The organism is Pseudomonas sp. EpS/L25 (genome assembly GCF_001512295.1).
Classification (GTDB): Bacteria; Pseudomonadota; Gammaproteobacteria; order Pseudomonadales; family Pseudomonadaceae; genus Chryseomonas.
Genome location: NZ_LNUP01000002.1, coordinates 656,269 through 682,458, shown reverse-complemented (window position 1 = coordinate 682,458; position 26,190 = coordinate 656,269). Strand labels below are relative to the sequence as shown.

At 71.2% G+C, this 26,190-nt stretch carries 3 protein-coding genes (1 of these 3 only partly in view); all 3 read right to left on the bottom strand.

All coding sequences use genetic code 11. From position 1 onward, the window contains the following. Tightly spaced (each overlapping or abutting the next), the 3 genes in view from AR540_RS04225 to AR540_RS04215 form a layout consistent with a single transcriptional unit that may run on beyond the window. Window positions 1–9,821, bottom strand: partial view of a non-ribosomal peptide synthetase gene (locus AR540_RS04225; RefSeq protein ID WP_059226589.1) — the 5' portion only. It extends 1,102 nt beyond the left edge of the window; the window shows 9,821 of its 10,923 coding nt (coding positions 1–9,821); its start codon is at window positions 9,819–9,821; the stop codon falls past the left edge of the window. Next, window positions 9,818–20,974, bottom strand: a complete 11,157-nt coding sequence (locus AR540_RS04220) for a non-ribosomal peptide synthetase (RefSeq protein WP_059226588.1) — start codon at window positions 20,972–20,974, stop codon at window positions 9,818–9,820. The genes AR540_RS04225 and AR540_RS04220 overlap by 4 nt, the downstream gene beginning before the upstream one ends. Then, complete coding sequence (locus AR540_RS04215) at window positions 20,971–26,190, bottom strand: non-ribosomal peptide synthetase (RefSeq protein ID WP_059226587.1); 5,220 nt, start codon at window positions 26,188–26,190, stop codon at window positions 20,971–20,973. The genes AR540_RS04220 and AR540_RS04215 overlap by 4 nt, the downstream gene beginning before the upstream one ends.

Below are 26,190 nucleotides of genomic sequence, written 5' to 3'. Positions count from 1 at the left end.
AGGGGGTCTTCGACGATGGCCGGGGCCAGCTCCGCCATGCTGCGCTCGCGCTGCACCCATTGGCCCGCGGCACGCTCGCGGAACGCCAGGCGCAGGCTAGCATGGCGCTCGAGGAGCAGGCGCAGGGCCTGCTCCAGGCACTCCGCGCGCAGCGGCTCGCGGCAGGCCAGCAGGACCGCCTGGTTGTAGTGGTCCGGCTCGGCGCGATTGTGCTCGAACAGCCACTGCTGGATCGGCAACAGGCCGAAGTCGCCGCCTTCAGGGCTCAGGTCGGCATGTGCCACCGCGGTCTGCTCGGACCGCCGCGCCAGCAGGCCCGCGATGGTCTGCTGCTGCAGCAGATCGCGCAGGCGCAGTGGCAGCCGCTCGCCGAGGGTCTCGCGGATGCGCGAGACCAGTTGCAGGCTGAGAATGGAATCACCGCCCAGCTCGAAGAAGTTGTCGGTGATGCCCACGCGCTCCACCTGCAGTACCTCCTGCCAGAGCGCCGCCAGTTGCCGCTCGAGGTCGTTGCGCGGGGCCTGGTAGGTGTCCTGCGCCCGTTCGGGCTCCGGCAGCGCACGCCGGTCGACCTTGCCGCCAGGAGTCAGCGGCAGCCGTTCGAGCACCACCAGCTGCGCCGGCACCAGATGCTCGGGCAGGCGCTCGCGCAACCAGCCCTTGAGCGCGCTGGGGTCCACCGCGCCCACCACATAGCCCACCAGTTGCCGACCGGAAAGAGCGGTGCGGGCATCCACCACCGCCTCGCGCACCTGCGGGTGCTCCAGCAGGCAAGCTTCGATCTCGCCCAGCTCGACGCGGAAGCCACGGATCTTCACCTGGTGGTCCAGCCGGCCGACGTAGTCGATCAGGCCATCCGCTCGGCCACGCACCAGGTCGCCGGTGCGATAGAGCCGTCCGCCCGGCGTGAAGGGATCGGCGACGAAGCGCTCGGCGGTGGCCGCCGGACGGCCCAGGTAGCCACGCGCCAGGCCGCGGCCGCCGATGTAGAGTTCGCCAGCCACCCCCAGGGGCACCGGTTCCAGGCGCTCGTCGAGGATATACAGCCGGCGCTCGCCCACCGCCTGGCCAATGGGGGCATAGGCGGCGCCGCAGGCATCGTCCGGGCCGGCCTTCCACAACAGCGGCGTGACCACGGTTTCGGTGGGACCGTAACCATTGATCAGGTGCGCGGCGCCGAGCAGGCGCTGCGCCTCGCGGAAGCTGGCCTCGGGTACCGCTTCGCCACCGAAGCAATAGATGCGCATGGATGGCGGGTTGCCGGTGCGGGCCACCTGAGCCACCAGTTGCTGCAGATAGACCGGTGGGAAGGCAGCCACGTCGATCTCTTCCCGGGCCAGCACCTCGAGGGTATGCCCGGGCGTCCACAGCTCCTCGCCGCGAATGAACAGTCGACCGCCGTGCATCAGGGGGGCGATCCAGCGCTCGTGGGCGCCATCGAAGGCGAAGGACATGAACAGCAGCTCATGGGTATGCTCGTCGAGGCTGTAGCGCTGGCCGATGGCGCGGCCATGCATGGCCAGGGCGCCATGGGCCACGGCCACGCCCTTGGGCCGGCCGGTGGAACCGGAGGTATAGATGACGTAGGCCAGGTGCTCGGGGCCCAGCGGCGGCTCCGCCGGGTACGGCGAGCAGGTCGTCAGGTCCAACTGGTCGAGACAGACGCGCAGCGTGCCGGCTACCTCCGGCAGGCGCTCGACCAGGGCGCTCTCGGTGAGCAACAACGCGGCACCGGCGTCCGCCAGCTGGTAGCTCAGGCGCTCGGCTGGGTAGCTGGCGTCCAGCGGTACATAGGCGCCGCCGGCGCGCCAGATGGCCAGCAGCGCCACCGGCCAGTCGACGCCCCGGCGTAACGCTACCGCCACCCGGGTTTCCGCGCCGACACCCTGTCCTTGCAGCCAGCTGGCCAGCCGGCCGCTGCGTTCCTCCAGCTCGCCCCAGCTCAGGCGTCGCTCAGGATCGCCCAGCACGGTTGCATCCGGCCGGCGGCGCGCCTGGGCGAGGATCGCCTGGGGCGCGAGGGAGGTCGCCGGGTCCTGCCAGGGCTCTCCTTGCAGCCGCGCCAGGGCGGTCTCCTCGACGACGCTCAGGCCATCGACCGTGCCCAGCGGCCGATCGGCCCCTGCGGCCAGGGCGAACAGCAGGTGTTCCAGGTTGGCACGGATGCGCTCCACCGCCGCGGCGGCGAAATGGCTGCGCAGGTACTGGTATTCGATCTCCAGGGTCTCGCCCAGGCGCACGGCCAGGTCCATGGGCACGCTGGTCTCGTCCTTGACCTGCAGCGGGCCGAAGCTCAGCCCGGCCCCGGTGCGCTGGCGCAGGGCCACGTCCACCGGATAGTTCTCGAATACAATGATGCTGTCGAACAGAGGTTGTCCCCCCTGCCCGGCCCAGCGCTGGATGTCGTACAGCGGGCTGTGCTCGAAGTCGCGCAGCCGGGCGTTCTCCTGCTGCAGCTCGCGTAGCCAGTCGCCCACGCGGCGGCCTTCAGCTACCGTCTGGGCCACTGGCAGGGTGTTGATGAACAGCCCGAGCACCTCCTCCATGCCGGGCAGCTCGGCCGGGCGACCAGCCACGGTGCTACCGAAGATCACCTGGGAGCGACCGGTGTAGCGCCGTAACAGCAGCAGCCAGGCACCCTGGATCAGGGTGTTGAGGGTGATGCGCTCGGTCCGGGCGAAACGTTGCAAGGCCTGGGTCGCCTCGGCATCCAGCCGGGTGAAGGTCAGGCCGTGGCCGGCGCCTCCGGGCGGGCGCGGCAGGCTTTCGGCCAGCAGGGTCGGCGTGGCGCCGGCCAGGCGTTGCTGCCAGAAGGCCTGTGCCGCGGCGGCGTCCTGACGCGCCAGCCAGGACAGGTAGTCGGCATAGCGACCGGGTACCTCCGGCAGCGCCTCGCCGGCATAGGCCTGGAGCACCTCGCTGATCAGGCGCGCGGCGCTCCAGCCATCCAGCAGCAGGTGGTGGCTGGTCCAGATCAGTTGTTGGCGCTGGTCATCCAGGCGGACCAGGGTCAGGCGCTGCAGGGGCGGCCGACCGAGGTCGAACGGCCGGCCGCGGTCTTCGGCGGCGAGGGCGGCCAGGTCCGGGGCGTGCTGGCGACCGTCGATCTCCCGTAGCGCCAGCCGCGCCTGGCGGCGGACCACCTGGATCGGATCGCGCAGACCTTCCCAGACGAAGGCCGTGCGCAGGATCGCGTGGCGCGCCACCGCGGCCTGCCAGGCGGCGGCGAAGCGGGCGTTGTCGAGGCCCTCGACGCAAACGCTGAGCTGATTGACGTAGAGTCCCGCTGTCGGTTCGTCGAGGACGTGGAACAGCATACCGCGTTGCATGGGCGAAAGCGGATAGGCATCGTCCAGCGCGGCGGCGTCCAGGTCCGCCGGCAGCGGCTCCGTCAGCAAGGCGAAGCGCTGGGCCGACGCGGCCGCTGGGGTCTCTTGCGGCAAGGTGGCTGCCGCGGCCAGGGCGGCCAATGTCGGCAGTTCGAAGACCTGCCGCGGCGCGATCTCCAGCCCCGCCTGGCGGGCCTGGTTGACCAGTTGCAGGGACAGGATGGAATCGCCGCCCAGTTCGAAGAAGTTGTCGTCCAGCCCGACCCTGTCCACCCCCAGCAACCGCTGCCAGATAGGCGCCAGGGTACGCTCGGCGGCGCTGGCCGGAGCTCGGTAGGGCCTGAGGTTCTGGCTGAGGTCCGGCTCCGGCAGGGCCTTGCGATCCAGCTTGCCGTTGGCCGACAGCGGCATGGCCTCCAGCACCAGCAGCTGCGCCGGCACCATGACGTCCGGCAGCGCCGCGCGCAGCCAGTCGCGCAGCTCTTCGACCGCGACAGCGCCGGTGACGTAGCCCACCAGGTGCAGGCCACCCTCGCCTGACCGCGCCACCACCACCGCTTCGTCCACCGCCGGATGGGCGCGCAGCCGTGCCTCGATCTCGCCCAGCTCCAGGCGCTGGCCGCGGATCTTCACCTGGTGATCGATCCGCCCCAGGTAGTCCAGGGCACCGTCCGCCCGCCAGCGCGCCAGGTCACCGGTGCGGTACAGCCGTGCTCCAGGCGTGAAGGGATCGGCGACGAAGCGTTCGGCGGTCAGGCCGGGCCGGCCGTGGTAGCCGCGCGCCAGGCCCGCGCCGCCGATGTACAGCTCGCCGGTCACCCCGTCCGGCACCGGCGCCAGCCAAGGATCCAGCACCAGCAGGCGCAGGTTGGCGATGGGCCGGCCGATGGGCACCGCCAGGCCTTCGTCTGCGGGATCGCACGGCCAGTGGCTGACGTCGATGGCCGCCTCGGTGGGACCATAGAGGTTGTGCAACGCGGCCCCGTGGGCCTGGTGGAAGGCCTGCTGCAGTTCGCGCGGCAGGGCCTCGCCACTGCAGATCACCTGGTCCAGGCTCGGGCAGCGCGCCAGTTCGCCAGCGGCCAGGAAGGCCTGCAGCATGGACGGCACGAAGTGCAGCACCTGCACCCCTTCGGCCACGATCACCTCGCGCAGCGCCCGTGGATCGCGGTGGGCGCCCGGCTCGGCCACCACCAGGGTGGCGCCGGTCAGTAGCGGCCAGAAGAATTCCCACACCGAGACGTCGAAGCTGAACGGGGTCTTCTGCAGCACCCGCCGGCCTTCGCGCAGTTGAAACGCCTCCTGCATCCACTGCAGGCGGTTGAGCAGCGCCGCCTGGGTGTTGCCGGCGCCCTTGGGCCGGCCGGTGGAGCCGGAGGTGTAGAGCACATAGGCCAGGTGTTCGCCGTGCAGCGCCGGGGTGGGCGCCTGCGCCGGCTGGTCCTGCCAGGCCGAGCGGTCGTCCAGCAGCAGTTGCGGCACGCTAGTGGTTGGCAGCCGGGCCTGCAGGTGACTCTGGGTCAGCAGCAGCCGCACCTGGCTGTCTTCGAGCTGATAGGCCAGGCGTTCGGCGGGATGATCCGGGTCCAGCGGCACATAGGCACCGCCGGCCTTGAGCACCGCCACCAGGGCTAGCACCAGTTCCACCGAGCGCTCGGCGGCCACCCCCACCAGGACGTCGGGACCCACGCCCTGGGCGATCAGCCAGTGCGCCAGGCGGTTGGCCTCGGCGTCGAATTCGGCGTAGTCCAGGCGCCGCGCGCCCTGGACCACGGCCAGGGCCTGGGGGCTGCGCCGCGCCTGCTCGGCCAGCAGCGCCGGCAGCAGCGGCGTCCGTGGATAGGCCACGGCGGTCTGGTTGCGCGCCGCGACCTGGGCCTGGCGTTCGCTGGCGTCCAACAGGCACAGCTCGCCCAGCGGCTGGTCGAGCAGCTCGGGCAGGCGTTGCAGCAGGCCGTCCAGTTGCCGGGCGAAACCCTGGACCTGGGGCGCGCTGAAATGGCTGAGGCGATAGTCGAATCTCAGCCTCAGGGTCTCGCCCTGGCCGACCATCAGGGTCAGCGGATAATGGTTGAGTTCGGCGGTACGCACCCCGGAGAACCTCAGGGTGGCGGGTGCCTGGGCCAGGGCCGCGGCGATCGGATAGTTCTCGAAGACCAGCAGGGTGTCGAACAGACCGTCGCTGCCCTGCCCCGCCCAGCGCTGGATGTCCTGCAAGGGCACCTGCTCGTGTTCGCGCAGCGCCAGGTTGAGCTCCTGCAGCGCCGGCAGCCAGTCGCCGAGCGGCTGGGCGGCCGGTGGGCTGACGATCAGCGGCAGGGTATTGATGAACAGCCCGAGCTGGCGCTGGATACCCGGCACCTCGGCTGGCCGACCCGACAGCACCACGCCGCAGGCGACCGTCGCCTGGCTGGTATGGCGCTGCAGCAACAGGGTCCAGGCGGCCTGCAGCAGGGTGTTGAGGGTGACCTTGCGACTCCGGGCACAGGCCACCAGGGCCGCGGTGGCCGTGGCCGACAGTTCCAGGCGTAGCTGGGCGACGCCCTCGGCCGCCACCGTGGGCGCGCTGGCGGCCAGCCGGGTGGGCGCCGGCAGGCCAGCCAGTTGCGCCCGCCAGAAGGCTTCCCCGGCGGCGGGCGCGTAGCCGGCGCGCCAGGCGCGGTAGGCCGCCAGCCCCTGGGGCGCGGCGGGCTGGCCACCCGCGTACTGTTCGAGCACCTCGGCGAGCAACTGGGCGTTGCTCCAGCCGTCCAGCAGCAGGTGGTGGTTGGTATAGATGAGGTGATGCTCGTCGTCGCCGCGACGTACCAATGTCAGCCGCAGCAGCGGCGCCTCGGCGAGGACGAAGCCGCGTTGGCGGTCGTCCGCGGCGAGTTGCTCCAGATCCGCCGCGCAGGTGGGACGGTCGCGCCAGTCGAGCAGGGTCAGCGGCAGTTCCACCTGGCGACGTTGGGCCTGCAGCGGCGTCTCGCGTCCTTCCCAGAAGAAGGCCGTGCGCAGACTGGCATGGCGCTCCAGGGCCGCCTGCCAGGCGGCGGTGAAGGCCGCTACGTCCAGCCCGCCGACGTCCAGGCGCAACTGGTTGACGTAGGTGCCGTCGCCGGCCAGTAGCGCCTGGTAGAGCAGGCCGAGCTGCAGCGGACCGAGGGGCTCGGCGCGTTCGAACAGCGTCGGGTCCAGTCCGGCCGCCACCACCGCCGCAGGATCCTCGGCCTGGCTGGGCAGCGGCTGATCCGGTACCCGGGCCACTGGCTGCGCCGCCGCGGCCAGGGCGGCCAGCGTCTGGTGCTGGAACACCTGGCGCGGGGTCAGGCGCCAGCCGGCCTCGCGAGCCTGACTGACCACCTGGATGGAGACGATGGAGTCGCCGCCGCTTTCGAAGAAGTTGTCGTCCAGACCGACCTGTTCCAACCCCAGCACCCCCTGCCAGATGGCGGCCAGGGCAACTTCCGCCGGTGTCTGCGGCGGGCGCAGGGTACGCCCCTGCCACTCCGGTTCGGGCAGCGCCCTGCGATCGAGCTTGCCATTGGGCGTGCGTGGCAGGCGCGCCAGGGCCACCCATTGCGTCGGCACCATGTAGTCCGGCAAGCGCTCGGCGAGGGCCGCCTTGAGCGCCTGGCGCCGGGTATCGTCGACCGCCGCCGCATCCACCCAGTAACCCACCAGATGCTGCGCCTGGCCCTGGCGACGCACCACCACCGCGGCTTCGCGCACCCCTGGCAAGGCGTTGAGACAGGCTTCGATCTCGCCCAGCTCGATGCGCAGACCGCGGATCTTGACCTGCTGGTCCAGCCGTCCGAGGTAGTCGAGGCGACCGTCCGCCCGCCAGCGCGCCAGATCGCCGGTGCGATACAGGCGTGCCCCGGGCGGGCCGAAGGGATCGGCGACGAAGCGCTCGGCGGTCAGGCCGGGACGCCCCTGGTAGCCGCGAGCCAGGCCGGCGCCGCCGATATAGAGCTCGCCAGCGGCGCCCAGGGGGACCGGATTGAGCGCCGTGTCCAGCACCCAGAGGCTGGTATTGGCCAGCGGCTGGCCGAGATTCGGCGGGCCCTCCGGAGTCACCGCACAGGCCGCCGACCAGATGGTGGTCTCGGTCGGCCCATAGAGATTCCACAGCGCCGTGCCCTGGTTGGCCAGGCGGTTCGCCAGTTCCTCCGGCAGGGCTTCGCCGCCGCAGAGCAGGCGACAGCCGTCGAGGCAGGCAAAATCCGGGTGCTCCAGCAGCAGGCGCCAGGTCGAGGGGGTCGCCTGGATCACGCTGACGCCCTGGCGCCGGATCTCGCCCAGCAGCAGTTCCGGGTCGCGCGCCTGGAGCCGCGAGACCAGCACCACCCGCGCGCCCACCAGCAACGGCAGATACAGCTCCAGGCCGGCGATGTCGAAGGACAGCGAGGTGAGACCCAGCAGTCGATCGCTGGCCGCCAGGCCCGGAGACCGCGCCATGCTGGCGAGGAAGTTGGCCAGTCCGCCGTGGCGCACCGCCACGCCCTTGGGCGTGCCGGTGGAGCCGGAGGTGTAGATGACGTAGGCAAGGTCCTCGGCCCGGGGCGTCCACTCCAGGTCGGTGTCGGCCTGCTGGTCCAGCGCCGCGGCGTCGCGATCCAGGCACCAGGTCGGCGTCGTCGTGGCCGGCAGTTCCGCCAGCAGCGACGCCTGCGTGAGCAGCAGCGCGGCCTGGCTGTCCTCCAGCATCAGGCGCAGGCGCTCGGCGGGAAACTCGGGATCCAGGGGCACATAGGCGCCGCCGGCCTTGAGCACCGCCAGCAGCGCCACCAGCAACTCGGGGGTGCGCTCCAGAGCGACCCCGACCGCCACCTCCGGACCCACGCCACGGGCGCGCAGCAGACGCGCCAGGCGGTTGGCCCGCTGATTGAGGGTGGCGTAATCCAGCGCCACGTCGCCGGCGACCACGGCGCTGGCCGTCGGCGTGCGCCGGACCTGGGCTTCGAAGGCACGGGTCAGGGGCCAGTCGGGCAGCGGCGCGGCGGTGGCGTTCCAGCCTTGCAGGGCCGACCATTCGGCCGCCGGCAGCTCCGCCAGGTCGGCCAGCGCCCGCTGTGGGGCGCGGCAGGCGGCGGCCAGCAGGCGCCGCAGATGTTCCAGCAGGCGCTCGGCGGTAGCGGCCTCGAACAGGTCGGTGGCATAGGCCAGCACCAGGCGCACGTCCGTACCCTGCTCTTCGGTGGTGAGCATCAGGTCGAACTTGGCGATCTCGCCGTCCAGTTGCAGCGGCTCCAGGCGCAGGTCGCCCAGAGTGGTAGCCGGGAGCTGGCGCGCCAGGTGGTTGTAGGCCACCTGGAACAAGGGATTGTGCGCCAGGCTGCGCTCCGGACGGAGCGCATCCACCACCTGTTCGAAGGGCAGGTCCTGGTGATCCTGGGCAGCCAGCACGTTACGCCGGAGCGCGCCCAGCAGGTCGGCGAAGGATTGCCGGGGCGTCAGGTCGCTGTGCAGCACCTGGGTATTGACGAAGAGACCTACCACCTCGCGGGTTTCGCTGCGAGTGCGCCCGGCCACCGGGATGCCGACGCGGATGTCGCCCTGGCCGCTGAAGCGCGCCAGTACCGCCTTGAAGCCGGCCAGCAGCACCATGAACAGGCTGGCATCGGCGCCGCGCGCCAGTTCGCGCAGCGCCGTCACCTCGGCGGCGGTCAGGGTCAGCGTGCGGCTGGCACCGCGGTAGCTCTGCTGCGGCGGTCGCGGTCGATCGGTGGGCAGGGCCAGGGGACGGTCGCCGTCGCCCAGGTGCTCACGCCAGAAGGCCAGTTGCCGCTCGCCCTCGCCTGCCGCCAACCACAGGGACTGCCAGCGCGCATGATCGCTGTAGTCGATGGGGGGCGTCGCGAGCCGAGGCTCCGCGCCGGCGCTGTAGGCGGCGTAGAGGGTGGCGAAGTCCCGTTGCAGCAGGTCCAGGGACCAGCCATCGGCGATGATGTGGTGCACATTGATCAGCAACAGGTGATCGTCGGCGGCCAGGCGCACCAGGGTCACCCGCAGCAGCGGCCCCTTGGCCAGGTCGAAGGGTTGCAGGGCGGCGGCCAGCAGGCGCTCGCGGGCTTCGCTCTCCCGCTCCGCGCCTTCCGGGGCCGCCAGCGACAGCTCCTGGAGGGCGACCTCGGCCGGCGGCCGGATGCGTTGCCAGACGGCGTTGCCATCCGTCTCGAACAGGGTCCTCAGGCTGGGGTGCTGGCGCTCCAGGGCGGCGAAGGTGCGGGCGAGGGCCACCCTGTCCAGGGAGCCGCGCAGGCGCAGGGCGCTGGGCAGGTTGTAGGCCGGGCTCTGGGGATCGAGCTGCCAGAGGAACCAGAGCCGGCGCTGGGCGGCCGACAAGGGCGCACGGGTCGTCGCCTGGCGCACGATGGGCAGCCGCTCCAGGCGCACGCCCTTCTGCCGCAACTGGCGCAGGAAGTCGAGTTGGCGCGCCTCGGGCAGCGCGGCGAGACGCTCGGCGATGGCGCGCAGTTGCGCGGCCGGCGTGGGCAGATCGGTCATTGCAGGTTCTCCAACTCGTCCAGCAGGTCGTCCATCAGGGCCAGCTCGTCGCGGGCCGCGGTGCCGGATTCGGTACTCAATTCAAGGGCGAGACGTTCCACCGTGGTGGCCTCGAACAACCGCTGGAACGGCAGTTCGACGCCCAGGCGCTCACGGATGGCCAGACCGATGCGGGTCAGCAGCAGGGAATGCCCGCCCAATTCGAAAAAGTCGTCGGTGACGCCGATGGGCGCGCTGGCGAAGACCTCCTCCCAGATCGCCACCAGGCGGGCTTCCAGCTCGGTACGGGGCGGCTGATGCAGCCGCGGTTGCCAGCCGGGCTCCGGCAGGGCCTGGCGATCCAGCTTGCCGTTGGCCGACAGCGGCATGGCCTCCAGCACCAGCAGCTGCGCCGGCACCATGACGTCCGGCAGCGCCTCGCGCAGCCAGCCGCGCAGGTCCTCGACCTTGGCCGTGCCGGTCACGTAGCCCACCAGGTGCAGGCCACCCTCGCCCGACCGCGCCACCACCACCGCTTCGTCCACCGCCGGATGGGCGCGCAGCCGCGCCTCGATCTCGCCCAGCTCCAGGCGCTGGCCGCGGATCTTCACCTGGTGATCGATCCGCCCCAGGTAGTCCAGGGCGCCGTCCGCCCGCCAGCGCGCCAGGTCACCCGTGCGGTACAGCCGTGCTCCAGGCGTGAAGGGATCGGCGACGAAGCGTTCGGCGGTCAGTCCGGGCCGGCCGTGGTAGCCGCGCGCCAGGCCCGCGCCACCGATGTACAGCTCGCCGGTCACCCCGTCCGGCACCGGCGCCAGCCAGGGGTCCAGCACCAGCAGGCGCAGGTTGGCGATGGGCCGGCCGATGGGCACCGCCAGGCCCTCGTCTGCGGGATCGCACGGCCAATGGCTGACGTCGATGGCCGCCTCGGTGGGACCATAGAGGTTGTGCAACGCGGCCCCGTGGGCCTGGTGGAAGGCCTGCTGCAGCTCGCGCGGCAGGGCCTCGCCACTGCAGATCACCTGGTCCAGGCTCGGGCAGCGCGCCAGTTCGCCAGCGGCCAGGAAGGCCTGCAGCATGGACGGCACGAAGTGCAGCACCTGCACCCCTTCGGCCACGATCACCTCGCGCAGCGCCCGTGGATCGCGGTGGGCGCCCGGCTCGGCCACCACCAGGGTGGCGCCGGTCAGTAGCGGCCAGAAGAATTCCCACACCGAGACGTCGAAGCTGAACGGGGTCTTCTGCAGCACCCGCCGGCCTTCGCGCAGTTGAAACGCCTCCTGCATCCACTGCAGGCGGTTGAGCAGCGCCGCCTGGGTGTTGCCGGCGCCCTTGGGCCGGCCGGTGGAGCCGGAGGTGTAGAGCACATAGGCCAGGTGTTCGCCGTGCAGCGCCGGGGTGGGCGCCTGCGCCGGCTGGTCCTGCCAGGCCGAGCGGTCGTCCAGCAGCAGTTGCGGCACGCTAGTGGTTGGCAGCCGGGCCTGCAGGTGACTTTGGGTCAGCAGCAGCCGCACCTGGCTGTCTTCGAGCTGATAGGCCAGGCGCTCGGCGGGATGATCCGGGTCCAGCGGCACGTAAGCGCCGCCGGCCTTGAGCACCGCCACCAGGGCCAGCACCAGTTCCACCGAGCGCTCGGCGGCCACCCCTACCAGGACGTCGGGGCCCACGCCCTGGGCAATCAGCCAGTGCGCCAGACGGTTGGCCTCGGCGTCGAATTCGGCGTAGTCCAGGCGCCGCGCGCCCTGGACCACGGCCAGGGCCTGGGGGCTGCGCCGCGCCTGCTCGGCCAGCAGCGCCGGCAGCAACGGTGTACGCGGATAGGCCACGGCGGTCTGGTTGCGCGCCTCGACCTGGGCCTGGCGTTCGCTGGCGTCCAACAGGCACAGCTCACCCAGCGGCTGGTCGACTAGGGCGGGCAACTCGATCAACAGCGTCTCGAAGGCCGCCGCCAGGCGTTGCACCGTGGCGCGGCTGAAGCGCTCGGGGCGATAGCTGTATATGAGCTGCAGTTGCTCGCCCGCGCTGGCGATCAGCGCCAGGGGATAGTGCACGCCATCGACATGGCTCGGCGTGCCGATGCGCAGCCGCGGATGGGGACTGGCCAGGGCCGCTTCCAGGGGGAAGTTCTCGAACACCAAGAGGGTGTCAAACAGTCCGTGCCCGGCATGGCCCGCCAGGCGCTGGATCTCGTGCAGCGGTACCTGCTCGTGCTCGCGCACCTCCAGGTTGTAGGCCTGCAGCTGCGGCAGCCACTCGCCCAGGGTCGCCGCCGAAGCGGGCCGCTGGACGATGGGCAAGGTATTGATGAACAGGCCCAGCAGTTCCTCGGCGCCCGGCAGGCTCGCCGGGCGTCCCGCCACGGTGGCACCGAAGCACACCTGGGCCTGCCCGGTGTAACGCTGCAGCAGCAGTATCCAGGCCGCCTGCAACAGGGTGTTGAGGGTGACTCGCCGGGCCTGGGCGAAGGCCTGCAGGCGCTGGGTACTGGCCGTATCCAAGACCGCGACCAGGGGCTCGGCCGGCTCCTCCGCCGGCCCGGCCGACGCTAACGGCAGGGCGTCGGCCAGGCGGGTGGCGCCGTCCAGGTCGGCGAGCCGGGCCTGCCAGAAGTCGGCGCCCGCCTGCGCATCCTGCGCCTGCAGCCAGGCAATGTAGTCGCGGAACTGCCCGGCGGGTGCACCAGGCGTCCGTCCGTCGTAATGCGCCAAGACTTCGCCGAGCATCCGGCTGCTGCTCCAGCCGTCCAGCAGCAGATGGTGGCAGGTCCAGACCAGGCGGTAGCGCTGCTCGTCCAGTTGCACCAGCGCCAGGCGCTGCAACGGCGGCCGGGCCAGGTCGAAGGGCTCGGCGCGCTGGGCCCGGGCCAGTTGATCCAGCGCCATGGCGTCGACATCGCGCCCACGCCAGTCGAGCAGGGTCACCGGCAACTCGGGTGCCTGACTGACCCACTGCAGCGGCTCGCGCAACGCCGCCGCGCCACCTGGCACCAGGAAGCCGGTACGCAGGATGGCATGGCGCTGCTGGACGGCGCGCCAGGCCCGCACGAACAGGTCGGCATCCAGGCCGTCGAGGGTCACCGCCAGCTGGTTGACGTAGAGCCCAGCGCCAGGCCGGTCCAGGGCATGGAACAGCAGCCCCTGCTGCAACGGCGACAGCGGATAGAGATCGCCCACCTCGGCCAGGGGCAACGGCAAGCGATCAAGCTGCTCCTGGTCGAGACCGGCCAGGGGTACGTCACTGGGCGTCAGGCCGCCGCGCGGCGTGTTCAGGCACAGCTCGACCAGGGCTTCGAGTTCTCCTTGGAACAGGTGCAGGAGAGTCTCGATGTCGGCACGCCCATACTGGGCCGAGCTGTAGCTCAGGGCGAAGCCGAGACGACCGTCGAGGACCTTGCCGCTGAGGGTCAGGCGATTGCCCAGGGGCGCCGCCGGCTCGACGGTTCGCCCGGGCGACTCGGGCGCCAGGCTGAACAGCGCCTCGTCGCCGAACGCCTGGTCGAACTGCCCCAGGTAGTTGAAGGTGAGCGTCGGCTGCGGCAGGGCGGCCAGCGTGGTGCCCTGCGCGCTCAGGTAGCGCAGCACCCCGTAGCCGATCCCGCCGCGAGGCACCTGGCGCAGGTATTCCTTGACCAGCTTGAGGTTGGCCAGCCGCTCGCCGCCACCCGGCAGGCGCACCGGGTAGAGACTGGTGAACCAGCCCAGGGTGCGGTCCAGCACCAGGTCGGTATCGGCGCTCGGTTGCTCACGACCGTGGCCTTCCAGCAGGACCAGCGCCTCGGTCTGGTCGCTCCAGGCGCCCAAGGCGCGGCCCAGGGCGGTCAGCAGCAGCTCGTTGATGCGGGTGCGATAGGCGCGACTCGCCTCCTCCAGTAGGCACCGGGTGGTGGTCGCATCCAGGGCGAAGCGGGCCTCGGCGACCTGGGCCCAGGTCGCTGGCGCCTGGGGATCGCCTGGGGGAAGGCACGGCGCATCCTGCAGGCAGGCCTGCCAGTAGGGCAGCTCGGCGAGCAGCTCGGGGCTGCTGGCCAGGCGCTGCAGCTGGGCCGACCACTCGGCGAAGCTGCTGCCCTCACCGTCCTCCCCCTGTCCGGAACCCGTCGGCGCAAGCACCTGCCGATAGGCCAGTTGCAATTCTTCCAGCAGCACCCGCCAGGACACGGCATCCACCACCAGATGGTGAATGACCAGCAGCAGCCGCTCGCTGCCGTCCGCCAGGCGCAGGTGCAGCAGCCGCAACAGCGGACCGGCATGGATGTTCAGGCTGCCCTGGGCCGCGTCGACCTGCTCGGCGAAGGCCGCGGCATCGGCCACCTCGCGAACCCACAGCAGGTCTGCCACGGCCTGGGGCTGGCCGGCGCGGGCCGTCCAGGGCGCGGCGTCGGTGAATACCAGGCTCAGCACCGGATGGCGCGCCAGCACCTGGCTCAGCGCGACCAGCAGGGCCGCCCGCTGCAGGGGCTGACGCGGCGTCAACAGGACGCTCTGGTTCCAGCGCTGGCGCAGCGGTGCCGGCACCTCGGCGAAGAAGCGCGCCTGGATCGGCGTGGCGGCGATCGCGCGGATACTCGCGTCTGGTGCGGGCTCCGCCGCGGTACGGCTAGCTTCCAGCCCCTGGGCCAGCTGGCGCAGGGTCTGGCGCTCGAACAGCTGCCGCGGGGTGAGTTTGTAGCCCAGTTTGCGGACGCGCGCGACGATCTGCAGGCTGAGAATGGAATCACCGCCCAGTTCGAAGAAGTTTTCGTCCAGGCCTATGTGGTCGCGCTTGAGCACCTGCTGCCAGATGGCCATGAGCTGGCCTTCCAGAGCGTCCGGGACGACCTCGGGCGGAGTAGCGGGCTCCAGCTGGCGTGCGAGCTGGCGCACCGTCTGGCGCTCGAACAGCTGCCGCGGGGTGAGCCTGTAGCCCAGTTTGCGGATCCGCGCGACGATCTGCAGGCTGAGAATGGAATCGCCACCCAGTTCGAAGAAATTATCGTCCGGCCCCAGCCTGTCGCGCTTGAGCACCTGCTGCCAGACCTCGGCCAGCTGGCGTTCGAGTGGCGTCAAGGCCGCTGCTGGTGCGACGCCTGCGGCCTCGACCGCAGCGACCCGCGCCAGGGCCTGGCGATCGACCTTGCCGTTGGCCGTGCGCGGGATGCGTTCGACCCGCTGCAGTCGGGCGGGCAGCAAGGGTGCCGGCAGGCGTTCGGCCAGGGCCTGGCGGAGGGCCTCGACGCTCTGCCCAGGCGCGACGCAGTAGGCCAGCAGCCGCGCCGGCTGTCCTGCGGGGCGCTCGGCCAATGCCCAGGCGTCGGCGACTCCCGGCAGGCTGGCCAGCACCCGCCCCAGCTCGGCAGGTTCGACGCGATAACCGCGGATCTTGACCTGGTCATCGGTCCGCCCAAGGAATTCGATGGCGCTCTGCGCGTTCAGCCGGGCGCGATCCCCGGTGCGATAGAGGCGTTCACCGGCCACATGGGGATCGGCGACGAAGCGCTCTGCCGTGAGTCCCGGCTGGCCCAGGTAGCCGACGGCCAAGCCCGCGCCGCCGATATAGAGTTCGCCGACCATGCCCGGCGGCACGGGATTCAGGTGGTCATCCAGCAGGCAGATCCGGGTGTTGGCCAGGGGCCGACCGACGGGCAGCCGGGCCGGTACCTGGATTCCAGCCGGCCATTCGTGGGTCAGGACCCCAACGGTAGTCTCGGTCGGGCCGTAGTGATTGACGATGCGCAACGCCGGGGCCAGCGTGCGGATCCGCGCCAGCAACTCAGGCTCGCAGGCCTCGCCGCCCAGCACCAGCAGGCGCCGCGGCAGCAGGGCAAGCGGCTCGGGCGCCGCGGCGAGCAGCCCGCCCAGGTGACCAGGGACGATCTTGAGCACGGCGACCCGTGCCTCTTCCAGCGCCAGGGCCAGGCGCTCGGCATCGGCGACCGTATCGTCGTCGGGCAAATAGAGGCAGCCACCGCTGGTCAGGGCGCCGAACACCGTGGTGTAGCCCAGATCCGCCGCCACCGACGACAGCATCGCCTGGCATTCGCCCGCCTCGGGCTGGAGCCGGCGGGCCAGGGCCTGGGTGTAGTTCAGTAGGGCGCCATGGCTGACCAGCACGCCCTTGGGCCGGCCGGTGGAGCCGGAGGTGAAGACCACATAGGCCGGATCGCTGGCAGCAGGCATGATCGGCGTGACGCGCGGCGCCGCGTCCGCTGCCTCGCCGTGGACGCTCAATGCCCGGCCCGCGAAGCGAGCCCCCTCCTCCGCGGCGGCCACCAACACCTTGACCGCGCCGCTCTCGTCGAGCAGCTCCTGCAAGCGGGCCGTGGGCTGGCGCGGGTCCAGCGCGACGCAGACGGCGCCAGCCCGGTGTACCGCCAGCAACGCGGTGATCCAGTCACGGCCACGCGGCAGGCAGAGGCCGACCCGCTGCCCAGGCGCCACGCCGGCAGCGACCAGCCGCTGCGCCAGGTGCGCGGCGGTGGCGTCCAGCTCGGCATAGCTCAGGGCGCCGCGCCCATCGCGCAGGGCGGCTGCCGTGGGGGTCTGGCCGCACCAATGGGCGAAGGATTCCAGCCAACTGCCGCCGGCCTGCGCCAGGGTCTCGCCGGCCAGCCGCGCCATGGCACCGGGCACTTCCAGCTCGCGCAGCGGGCGGGTCGGCGCGGCGACCAGCGCCCGCAGCCAGCCGCGGAAATGCTCGGCCAGGGCCTGGACGCTGGCCTCGTCGAACAGGTCGGTGGCATAGGTGAAGGCCCCCTTGAGACCTTCGCCGCTGGCCGCCTCGGCCAGGTCCAGCGCCAGGTCGAAGCGAGCGCCGTACTGGGCTTCGTCGACCAGCGACAGCTGCAGCCCGGCCGGACTGGGCAGCGCGGACAGATCGAAGCCGAAGTTGAACTTCACCTGCACCAACGGATTGTGCGCCAGGCTGCGCTCGGGTTGCAGCGCCTCCACCAGTTGCTCGAAGGGCAGGTCCTGGTTGGCCTGGGCCTCCTGTACCGCCTGGCGGGCGTATCCGAGCAGCCGGTCGAAGCCCTCCTCCAGCCGCACCGGGCAGCGCAGCACCTGGGTGTTGACGAAGAAGCCCACCACCCGTTCGATCTCCTGCCGGGTGCGGTTGGCCACCGGCACCGCCACGCTGATCTCGGACTGGCCGCTGTAGCGCGCCAACAGGATTTGGAAGGCGGCCAGCAGGACGGTGAACAGGGTGGTGTCCTGGGCCCGGGCCAGGGCTCTCAAGGCCGCCCCTTCTTCGCCAGTCAGGGCGAAGGGCAGGCTCGCGCCCTGCAGGCTCTGCACCGCGGGCCGCGGGCGATCGGTGGGCAGGTGCAGAGGTTCGTGGTGCACCTCGCCCAGCCGGCGGGTCCAGTAGTCCAGTTGCCGCTGTCCCTCGTCGCCGGCCAGCAGCGCCTGCTGCCAGTGGGCGAAGTCCTGGTAGCGCACCGGCAGCGGCGCGAAACGGGGTTCCTCATCCACGGCATAGGCACTGTAGGCGCTGGCGAACTCCTCGATGAGGATCGCCAGGGACCAACCATCGGCGGCGATGTGGTGCAGGGTCAGCAGCAGCACGTGCTCCTGCTCGTCCAGGCGCAGCAGGCGCAGGCGGAGCAGCGGTCCCTGCTCCAGGTCGAAGGGCCGCAGGGCCTCCTCCCGGGCCAGGCGGGCGACTTCCCACTCCCGGGCGGCCGCATCCAGTTCGCGCAGGTCCTGCAGCGCGATGGCCTGGTCGCTGGCCGGCTGCACGCGCGGCCGGACCTGGCCGTCATGCTCGCCGAACAGGGTACGCAGGCTCTCGTGACGCGCCACCAGGGCACTGAAGGTCCGCTCCAGGGCGCTCCGCACCAGCGGCCCCTGCAGACGCAGGGCGGCCGGGATGTTGTAGGCCGCACTCTCGGGGTCGAGCCGCCAGAGAAACCACAGGCGGCTCTGCGCCGGTGAGGCCACCGGCGCCTGACTGTCGTCCAACCGGCGCAACGGCGGCGCGGTGGATGCCGCGGCCGGCGTCGCCAGGCGCTGCACCAAGTCGGCGAACACCGGCGTTTCGAACACCCAGCGCAGCGGGCACTCCAGCCCCAGCTCGAACTTGAGCCGCGCCACCAGGCGGGTGGCCAGCAGGGAATGTCCGCCCAGGTCGAAGAAATCGTCGGTGCGCTCCAGGGCCGGCACCTCCAGCAACTCTTGCCAGAGCGCCGCCACCCGGATCTCCAACGCACCCCGCGGTGCTTCGCGCGGCGCGGTGGTCGTGGCTGGGGCCGGTAGCCGGCGGCGATCCACCTTGCCATTGGGTGACAGCGGCAAGGCATCCAACACCAGGATCTGGCTGGGTATCTGATAGTCGGGCAGTTGCAGGCGCAGGGCCTCACGCAGGGCCCGGCTTTCCAGCGTCGCCCCGGCCTGGGCGGTCACGTAGGCGGCGAGGTAACGGCCCTGGTTGCCCTCGACCGCCTCCACCACCGCCTCACGCACCCCCGGCAGCCGGCGCAACTGCGCCTCCACCTCGCCGGACTCGATACGAAAGCCGCGGATCTTCAACTGGCCGTCGAGACGACCAAGATAGTCCAGGGCACCATCCGCCCGTTGCCGTACCCGGTCACCGGTGCGGTACATGCGCCCGCCGGCCAGGAAGGGGTCGGCGATGAAGCGCTCCGCGGTGAGCCCCGGTCGATTCAGGTAGCCACGTGCGAGGCCCGGACCGCCGATGTGCAATTCGCCGGCAACCCCGGGCGGAACGGGTTGCAGGTCGGCATCCAGGATGTAGAGCCGCCGCTCGCCGACGGCCGTGCCGATGGGCGCATAGGCGGCACCACAGGCCTGGTCCGGCTGCGCCTTCCACAGCAGCGGCGTGATCACCGTCTCGGTGGGACCGTAGCCGTTGATCAGGTGCTGCGGGCGCAGTGCCTGCCAGGCCTTCTGGTAGCTGGCCGCGGGCACGGCATCGCCGCCGAAGCAGTAGATCCGTACCGGCGGCGCCCAACCGACCTGCTCGGCATGCTCGGCGAGCTGCTGCAGGTAGGCCGGCGGAAAGGCCGCCACCGTCACCCCGAAGCGCTGCAGCGCCGCCTGGGTCTGCTCCGGTGTCCAGAGCTCGTCGCCGCGCAGCACCAGGCTGCCGCCATGGGCCAGGGTCGCCAGCCAACGCTCCTGCACGCCGTCGAAGGCGAACGACATGAAGAGCAACTCGCGATCCGCCGGCCCCAGGCCATAGCGCTCGCCGATGGCCTGGCAGTGCATGTCCAGTTCGCCATGGGCCACGGCGACGCCCTTGGGCTGGCCGGTGGAGCCGGAGGTGTAGATGAGATAGGCCAGTTGCCCGGCGCGGATGACCGGCCGGGACGGCGGCGCCCCCTCCTCGTCCAGCAGCTCGGCCACGTCCAGGCACTGCACCTCCGGCGGCAGCGGCAGGCAGCCCGCCACCGCGCGGGTGGTCAGCACCCAGCGCGCGCCACAGTCCTGCAGCAGATAGGCCAGGCGTTCGCGTGGATAGTCGATGTCCAGCGGCACATAGGCGCCACCTGCCTTGAGCACGGCGAGCAGGGCCACCGGCAGGTCGAGACCGCGCGGAAGCGCCACCGCCACCCGCTCTTCGGCTTGCAGCCCGAGCCGCCACAGGGCGGCGGCCATTCGCTCGCTGCGCCGGTGCAGCTCGGCATAGCTGAGCGCTCCCTGGTCGGCCAGCAACGCGGGTCGTTCGGGTTGCCGCTCGGCCTGGGCGACGATACGACCGACGATACCGCTGCGCGACCAGCGGCCCGCGGCATCCCCATGCAGATCGGCCGGTGCCAGCCAGGCGAGGTCGGCGACCGCTCGCTCCCAAGGCGTGGCCAGCAAGGCATCCAGCACCGCGCGATAGTCCGCCAGCAGACGAGCGACGGTGGCCTCCTCGAACAGCGCCTTGGCATAGGTGAACTCACAATCCAGCCGGCCATCGGCCTGCTCCAGGGCATCCAGCGCCAAGTCAAACTTGGCTACCGGCGGCGTCTCTTCGAGCAACCGGGCCTGCAGCCCCGCCATCGTCGGCAGTTGCCAGGCGTCGCGCCGCTGATGGTTGAACAGCACCTGGAAGGGCGCGTTACCGGTAGCGCCACGCTCGGCCGCCGAGCCCTCGAACAGTCGCTCCAGGGGCAATTCGCCTTGGCTCTGGGCGTCCAGCGCCTCACGTTGCAGCGTGGCCAGGAAGCCGCCCAGGCTCAAGCCCGAGGCACGCGGCGCGCGCAGCACCAGGGTATTGACGAAGCAGCCGATCAGGTCGCTGGTCTCGGCCCGGGCACGCCCGGCGACCGGCATGCCGAGGCGCACGTCGCGCTGCCCGGCATGGCGTTGCAGCAACAGCATGAAGCCGCCCAGCAGCAGGTGCGGCAAGGTGATGCCCTGGGCCTGGCCGCGCTGGCGCAGGGCAGCCACGGTCGACGCCGCCAGGCCCAGGCGCAACCGGGCGCCCTGGGTATCGAGCTGCGGCGGTCGCGGATGGTCGAGTGACAACGGCAGTACCGGCGGCTCCGTCCCCAGATAGTCACGCCACCACTGGCGCTGGCGCTCGGCCTCGCCAGCGGCCAGGCGCTGCTGCTGCCAGCTGGCGTAGTCGGCGAATTGCACCGGCAGCGGCGGCAGCGCGGCCTGCGGCTCGCCATAGAGCGCCGCCAGTTCGCGCAGGAAGATCGCCACCGAGACGCCGTCGGCCACCACATGATGCAGGCTCACCAGCAACTGATGGCGCTCCGCGGCCAGACGCACCAGTTGCACCCGCAACAAGGGACCGCGCTCCAGATCGAAGGGCCGCAGCGCGAAGGCCTCGCGCTGCGCCGCGGCACGCTCCGGCACAGTCGTCAGATCGAGCTGCTCCAGTGGTAGGTCGCAGCGCTCGTCGATGCGCTGCCAGGTCCCCTGGGCATCCTCATAGAGCCGAGTGCGCAGACTTTCGTGGCGCTGCACCAGGGCCTGCAGGGCGCCTTGCAGGCGGGTCTGGTCCAGCGCCCCCTCCAGCTCCAGGGCGCCGGCGATGTTGTAGGCCGGACTGTGCGGGTCCAGGCGCCAGAGGAACCACAGACGCTGCTGCAAACCGGTCAGGGGCAGCGGCCGAGCCCGATCGGCGCGGGGGATGGGCAGGCGCTCGGAGATATCGATGCCTTTTTTCGCCAGCACGGCGGTCAGCGCCCGACGCTGGGCGGGGGTGAGCTGCTGCAGGGAGTGCGTGAGGTCGTTCATGACAGATTCTCTTGATCCGCGCGCTCGGCGAGCGCCAGTAATTCGGCTTCGGACAGCCCTTCGAGGGCGGCCAGGGCGGCGGCGACTTCCTGGTCGACGGCGGTGGTCGGGGCGTGTGGCTGCGCCTGCTCGAGGCGCCGGGCCAGCTCGGCCAGGTCGGCCGTGGCGAACAGCTCACGCAGTGGCAACTCGACGCCGAAGCGTTCGTTGATCCGCGCCAGCAACTGGACGGCCAGCAGCGAGTGCCCACCCAGCTCGAAGAAATTGGCCGAACGACTCACCCGGACACGGCCCAGCGCCTGGGCCCAGAGCTCGGCCAGGACCGTCTCGGTGGCGCCCTGGGGCGGCTGGTATCGACGCTCCTGGCCGTTATCCTGCTGGGGTTCGGGCAACCCCGCCTCGTCGAGCTTGCCGTTGACGGTGAGGGGCCATCGCGGCAGGACGAACAGCCGCGCCGGGATGGCCTGGGCGGGCAACGCCTGACGCAGGCACTCCCGCAACCCGGCTTCGGCCAGGGCCATACCGCTCTTGGCCAGCGCATAGCCGACCAGCACCTCGGCGCCGCTGGGATCGCGACGCATCCGGACCAGGGCGTCGGCTACGCCGGGGATGGCCCGCAGCTGGGCCTCCACCTCGCCCAATTCGATGCGGAATCCCCGGAGCTGGACCTGGCGGTCGGCACGCCCCAGGTATTGCATGCCGTCTTCCGGCGACCAGCGCGCCAGGTCGCCGGTGCGATACAGCCGTGCGCCCTCGGCCCAGGGATGGGAGATGAAACGCTCCGCGGTAAGGCCCGGGCGGCCAAGGTAGCCCCGAGCCAGACCCGCCCCGCCGACGTACAGCTCGCCCACCATGCCCGGCGGGACCGGTTCTCCATATTCGTCGAGCAGGTACCAGTCGAGATCCGCCAGGGGCGTGCCGATCAGGCTGGGGCCGTCCAGATCGGCCGCCGCCAAGGCCCGAGCCGTGACATGGACAGTGGTCTCGGTAATGCCATACATGTTCACCAGGCGCGGCCGCTCGACACCAAAGCGCTCGAACCAGGGCCGCAGCAGCGCCGGTTCCAAGGCTTCACCGCCAAAGATCACGTAGCGCAGCGGTGATGGCCGCGGATCGGCCACCGCCACCGGGATCAGACCGCGGAACGCCGACGGCGTCTGGTTCAGCACCGTGACGCCCTCCTCCTGCAGCAAGGCCTGCAGCGCCTGGGGCGAACGACTGGTCAGCCAGGGCACGACCACCAGGCGACCACCGTGCAGCAAGGCGCCGAAGATCTCCCAGACCGAGAAGTCGAAGGCGTAGGCGTGGAACAGCGTCCAGACATCCCGGGCATCGCAGCGGAACTCCGCCGAGGCGCTCTCGAACAGGCGCAGCACGTTGCCCTGGGTGACCTGAACGCCCTTGGGCGTACCGGTGGAGCCCGAGGTATAAATGACGTAGGCCAACTGCTCAGGTAGCACCCGGCGCGACGGATTGGCCGCGCTCCGGCGTTCCGCCCAGTCATCCAGGTAGAGGGTGTCCCGCTCCCGTGCCCAGGGCTGGTCGTCCAGCAGGCCGCGGCTGGTCAACAGCAGGTGCACCCCACTGTCGTCGCACATGAAGGCCAGGCGCTGCGCCGGATAGCCCGGATCGAGCGGCAGATAGGCACCGCCGGCCTTGAGGATGGCCAGCAGGCCCACCACCAGCTCCAGCGAACGTTCCACCGCCAGGCCGACCAGTACCTCGGCACCGACGCCGCGACGCTGCAGCTCGTGGGCCAGGGCATTGGCCCGGGCATTGAGATCGGCATAGCAGAGCTGCGCCGCACCACAGGTCACGGCGATGGCCTGCGGCCGGCAGGCGGCCTGGGCCTCGATCAGACCGGCCAGGTCCGCATGGGTCCAACGCAGTCCCGGCTGCACCTGGCATGGTCGCTGATTCCAGGCGAGGACCTGCGCCCGGGCCTGGGCCGGGCTCTGCCAGGGCAGCTGGGCCACCAGGGTGGTCACCGGTGCGGCCAGCTGTTCGAGCAGGGCCAGCCAGCGTTCGGCCAAGGCCTCGAGGGTCGTGCGCTCGAACAGGTCGCGGCGATAGACCAGGCGTGCCGACAGCACGGCGCCGCACTCCAGGGTATGCAACGCGAGATCGAACGGCGTCTGTCGCTGGACCAGCGCCAGCGCTTCCAATTCCAGGCCCGGCAAGGCAGCGAACCCGGGAGCGGGACGCCACTGGTGGTCGTAGACCACCTGGAACAGCGGATGGGTGCCGGCCAGACGTTGCGGATGCAGCGCCTCGACGATCTGCTCGAATGGCAGCTCGCCGTGGGCCTGGGCCGCCAGCAGTTCGTCGCGGACCTGGGTCAGCAGGGTACCGACCGTGGCCTCCTCGGCCAGGCTCAGGCGTAGCGGCAAGAGGTTGACGAAGAAGCCCACCAGCGGCTCCAGTTCGCGGCGACTGCGGCCGGCGGTGGTCACGCCGATGCAGAAATCGCGCTGGCGGCCATAGCGGCTCAAGACCTGCTGGAAGGCCGCCAGCAGCAGCATGGGCAAGGTCACCCCGCGCGCGATGGCCAGTTGCCGCAGCGCCTCGACCTGCGTGGCGTCCAGGGTCACGGCCACCTCGGCGGCCGGTCCCTGGGCCGCCGAGGTGCGCGGTCGATCCAGCGGCAGCGCCAGCACCTCGGGCACCTCGGCCAGGCGCTGTTGCCAATGGCGCAGCTGGCGTTCGCCCTCGGCACCGGCCAGGCGTGCCCGCTGCCAACGGGCGAAGTCACCGTAGGCGACGGCCAGCGGCGTCCAGCCGGGCTGGCGGCCCTGAAGCGCCGCCCGATAACCCTCGGCAAATTCCTCCAGCAGCAGATTGAGCGACCAGCCGTCCGCGGCGATATGGTGGGTGCAGAGCTGCAGGGTGTACCGGTGATCGCCCGTGGACAGCACCTGGACGCGCAACAAGGGTCCCGTGTCCAGGGCAAAGGGGGCGTCGGCCGCCTGATCGAGCAGCGCGGTATCGCCCTGCAGATACAGTATCTCGACGGGTGCCGCCGACAGCACCTCGGCCTCGGGCTGACCCGCCCGCTCGATCACCCGGGTGCGCAGGGGGGCATGGCGGGCGACCAGTGCATCCAGTGCCTCCTGCAGCGCCTGGTGCTCCAGGGTACCGCGCAACTGCAGGCGCCCGGCCAGATTGTAGGCGGTATTGTCCGGCTCCAGGCGCCAGAGGAACCACAGGCGATTCTGCGCCGGGGACAGTTGGCGATGCTCGTGCTCGGCGACCGCTACCAGGACCGGGTCGGCACCCGTGGTCGCCGTGCCCAACTGGCGGGCCAGCTCGCCCAGCGTCGGTGCCGCGAACAGCGTCGCCAGCGGCAGTTCCAGGCCCAGTCGTTCGCGCACCCGACTGGTCAGTTGTACCGCCTTCAGCGAATTGCCGCCGAGGGCGAAGAAATGCGCGGCGCGCTGTTGCGGACGGACGTCCAGCAGCTCTTCCCAGAGATCGGCCAGGCGGCCTTCCAGCTCGTCCAGGTCGTCGACCGCGGTCGCGACCGGCGCCGCCGGGGCCAGCAGCGGCAACTCGCCGGCCTCCAGCAGGCGGCGGCAGGCCGAGCGCTGCAACTTGCCGCTGGAGGTCTTGGGCATGCCGCCCGGCTCCAGCAACGCCACCTGCTGCGGCGCCTCGCCATGTACCTCGGCCACCGCCTGGCGGATGCCGGCGACCAGCGCGGCGACGTCCAGATCGCGCAACCGGTTGCGCGCGACCTCGGCGGCGATGCCGATGCCCGGCATGCCGCTGGCATCGCTCACGGCGAAGGCCGCCACCCGCCCCTTGCGTAACACCGGCGCCGCGGTTTCCACGGTCAGCTCGATGTCCTGGGGATAGAGATTCTGACCGCGCAGGATCAGCACGTCCTTCAGCCGGCCGGTGACATAGAGCTCTCCATCCAGCAGCACGCCCAGGTCGCCGGTGCGCAGCCAGCGCCGCCCATCGCGCTCGACGAAGGTCGCGGCGGTCGCCGCGGGATTACGCCAGTAACCGCGCGCCACGCTGGGGCCGCTGGTCCAGATCTCGCCGACCTGACCGGCCGGCGTCAGCGCGCCGCTGTCGGCATCCACCAGCAGCAGTTGCTGGCCGGGACAGGCCTGGCCGCAGGCGGCCAGTTGCAGGTCAATGCCCATCTCGGCACGCCCGGCGGCCAGGGCGTCGCGGGAAAAACCACGCCGCCCGATCCCTTCACCCGGGGCGCCGCCGCTCACGTAGAGCGTCGCCTCGGCCAGGCCGTAGCAGGCCATGAAGGAGGTCGGCGCGAAGCCGGCCGGCGCGAAGCGCTCGGCGAACAGATCCAGGGTGTCCGGGCGAATCGGCTCCGCCCCGGAAAAGGCCACCCGCCAGCGCGACAGATCCAGCTCCGCCACGGCGCTGTCACGCAGGCGCTCGGCGCAGAGTCGATAGGCGAAATCGGGTCCGCCGCTGACCGTGCCGCCATAGCGCGCCACCGCCTGCAGCCAGCGCACCGGACGCTGCAGGAAATGCAGCGGCGACATCAGCACGCAGGGAATGCCGCTGTAGATGGCCTGCAGCAGGCCGCCGATCAGGCCCATGTCGTGGTAGAGCGGCAGCCAGCTGACCATGACGTCGTCGCTGCCGATGTGGAAACCCTGGCGGATGGCCGCTTCGTTGGCCGCCAGGTTGCCATGGGTGACCTCGACGCCCTTGGGCGTGGCGGTGGAACCTGAGGTGTACTGCAGGAAGGCGATCTGCTCGGGCGCCGGCAGGCACGGCTGCCAATCGGTCGACACCGGCAGGTCGTCGGTGGCCAGCACGGTAGGCGCCTCGGCGCCCTGGCCGCAGGCCTGCTGCAGGCTCTCCTGCAGGCTGCCCAGGGTCAGCACCAGGCGTGGCGCGCAGTCGGCGAGGATGCCGTGCAGCCGGGCCAGGTGTTGCGGGCGCAGGGATTCCGGCGGGTAGGCTGGCACGGCGATGACGCCGGCATAGAGACAGCCGAAGAAGGCCGCCACGTAGTCCGGTCCGCTGGGATACAGCAGGATGGCGCGCGCGCCGGGCTCCGCCTCGGCAAGCAGCCGGCGAGCGATGGCGCGCGCCCGGGCATCGAGTTCGCGATAGCTCAGCGGGGTTTCGCCCTGCTCGTCGAGAAAGCGCAGAGCCAACCGATCGGGGGCGAGCCGCGCCCATTCGGTCAAGGCCGCGGCCAGGCCCCGTGCGTCGTCAAAGCGACCGTCCAT

Bases quoted from the DNA above. Each gene is read 5' to 3' on its own strand.
- AR540_RS04215 (WP_059226587.1), bottom strand. From the start codon at position 26,190: ATGGACGGTCGCTTTGACGACGCACGGGGCCTGGCCGCGGCCTTGACC.
- AR540_RS04220 (WP_059226588.1), bottom strand. From the start codon at position 20,974: ATGAACGACCTCACGCACTCCCTGCAGCAGCTCACCCCCGCCCAGCGT.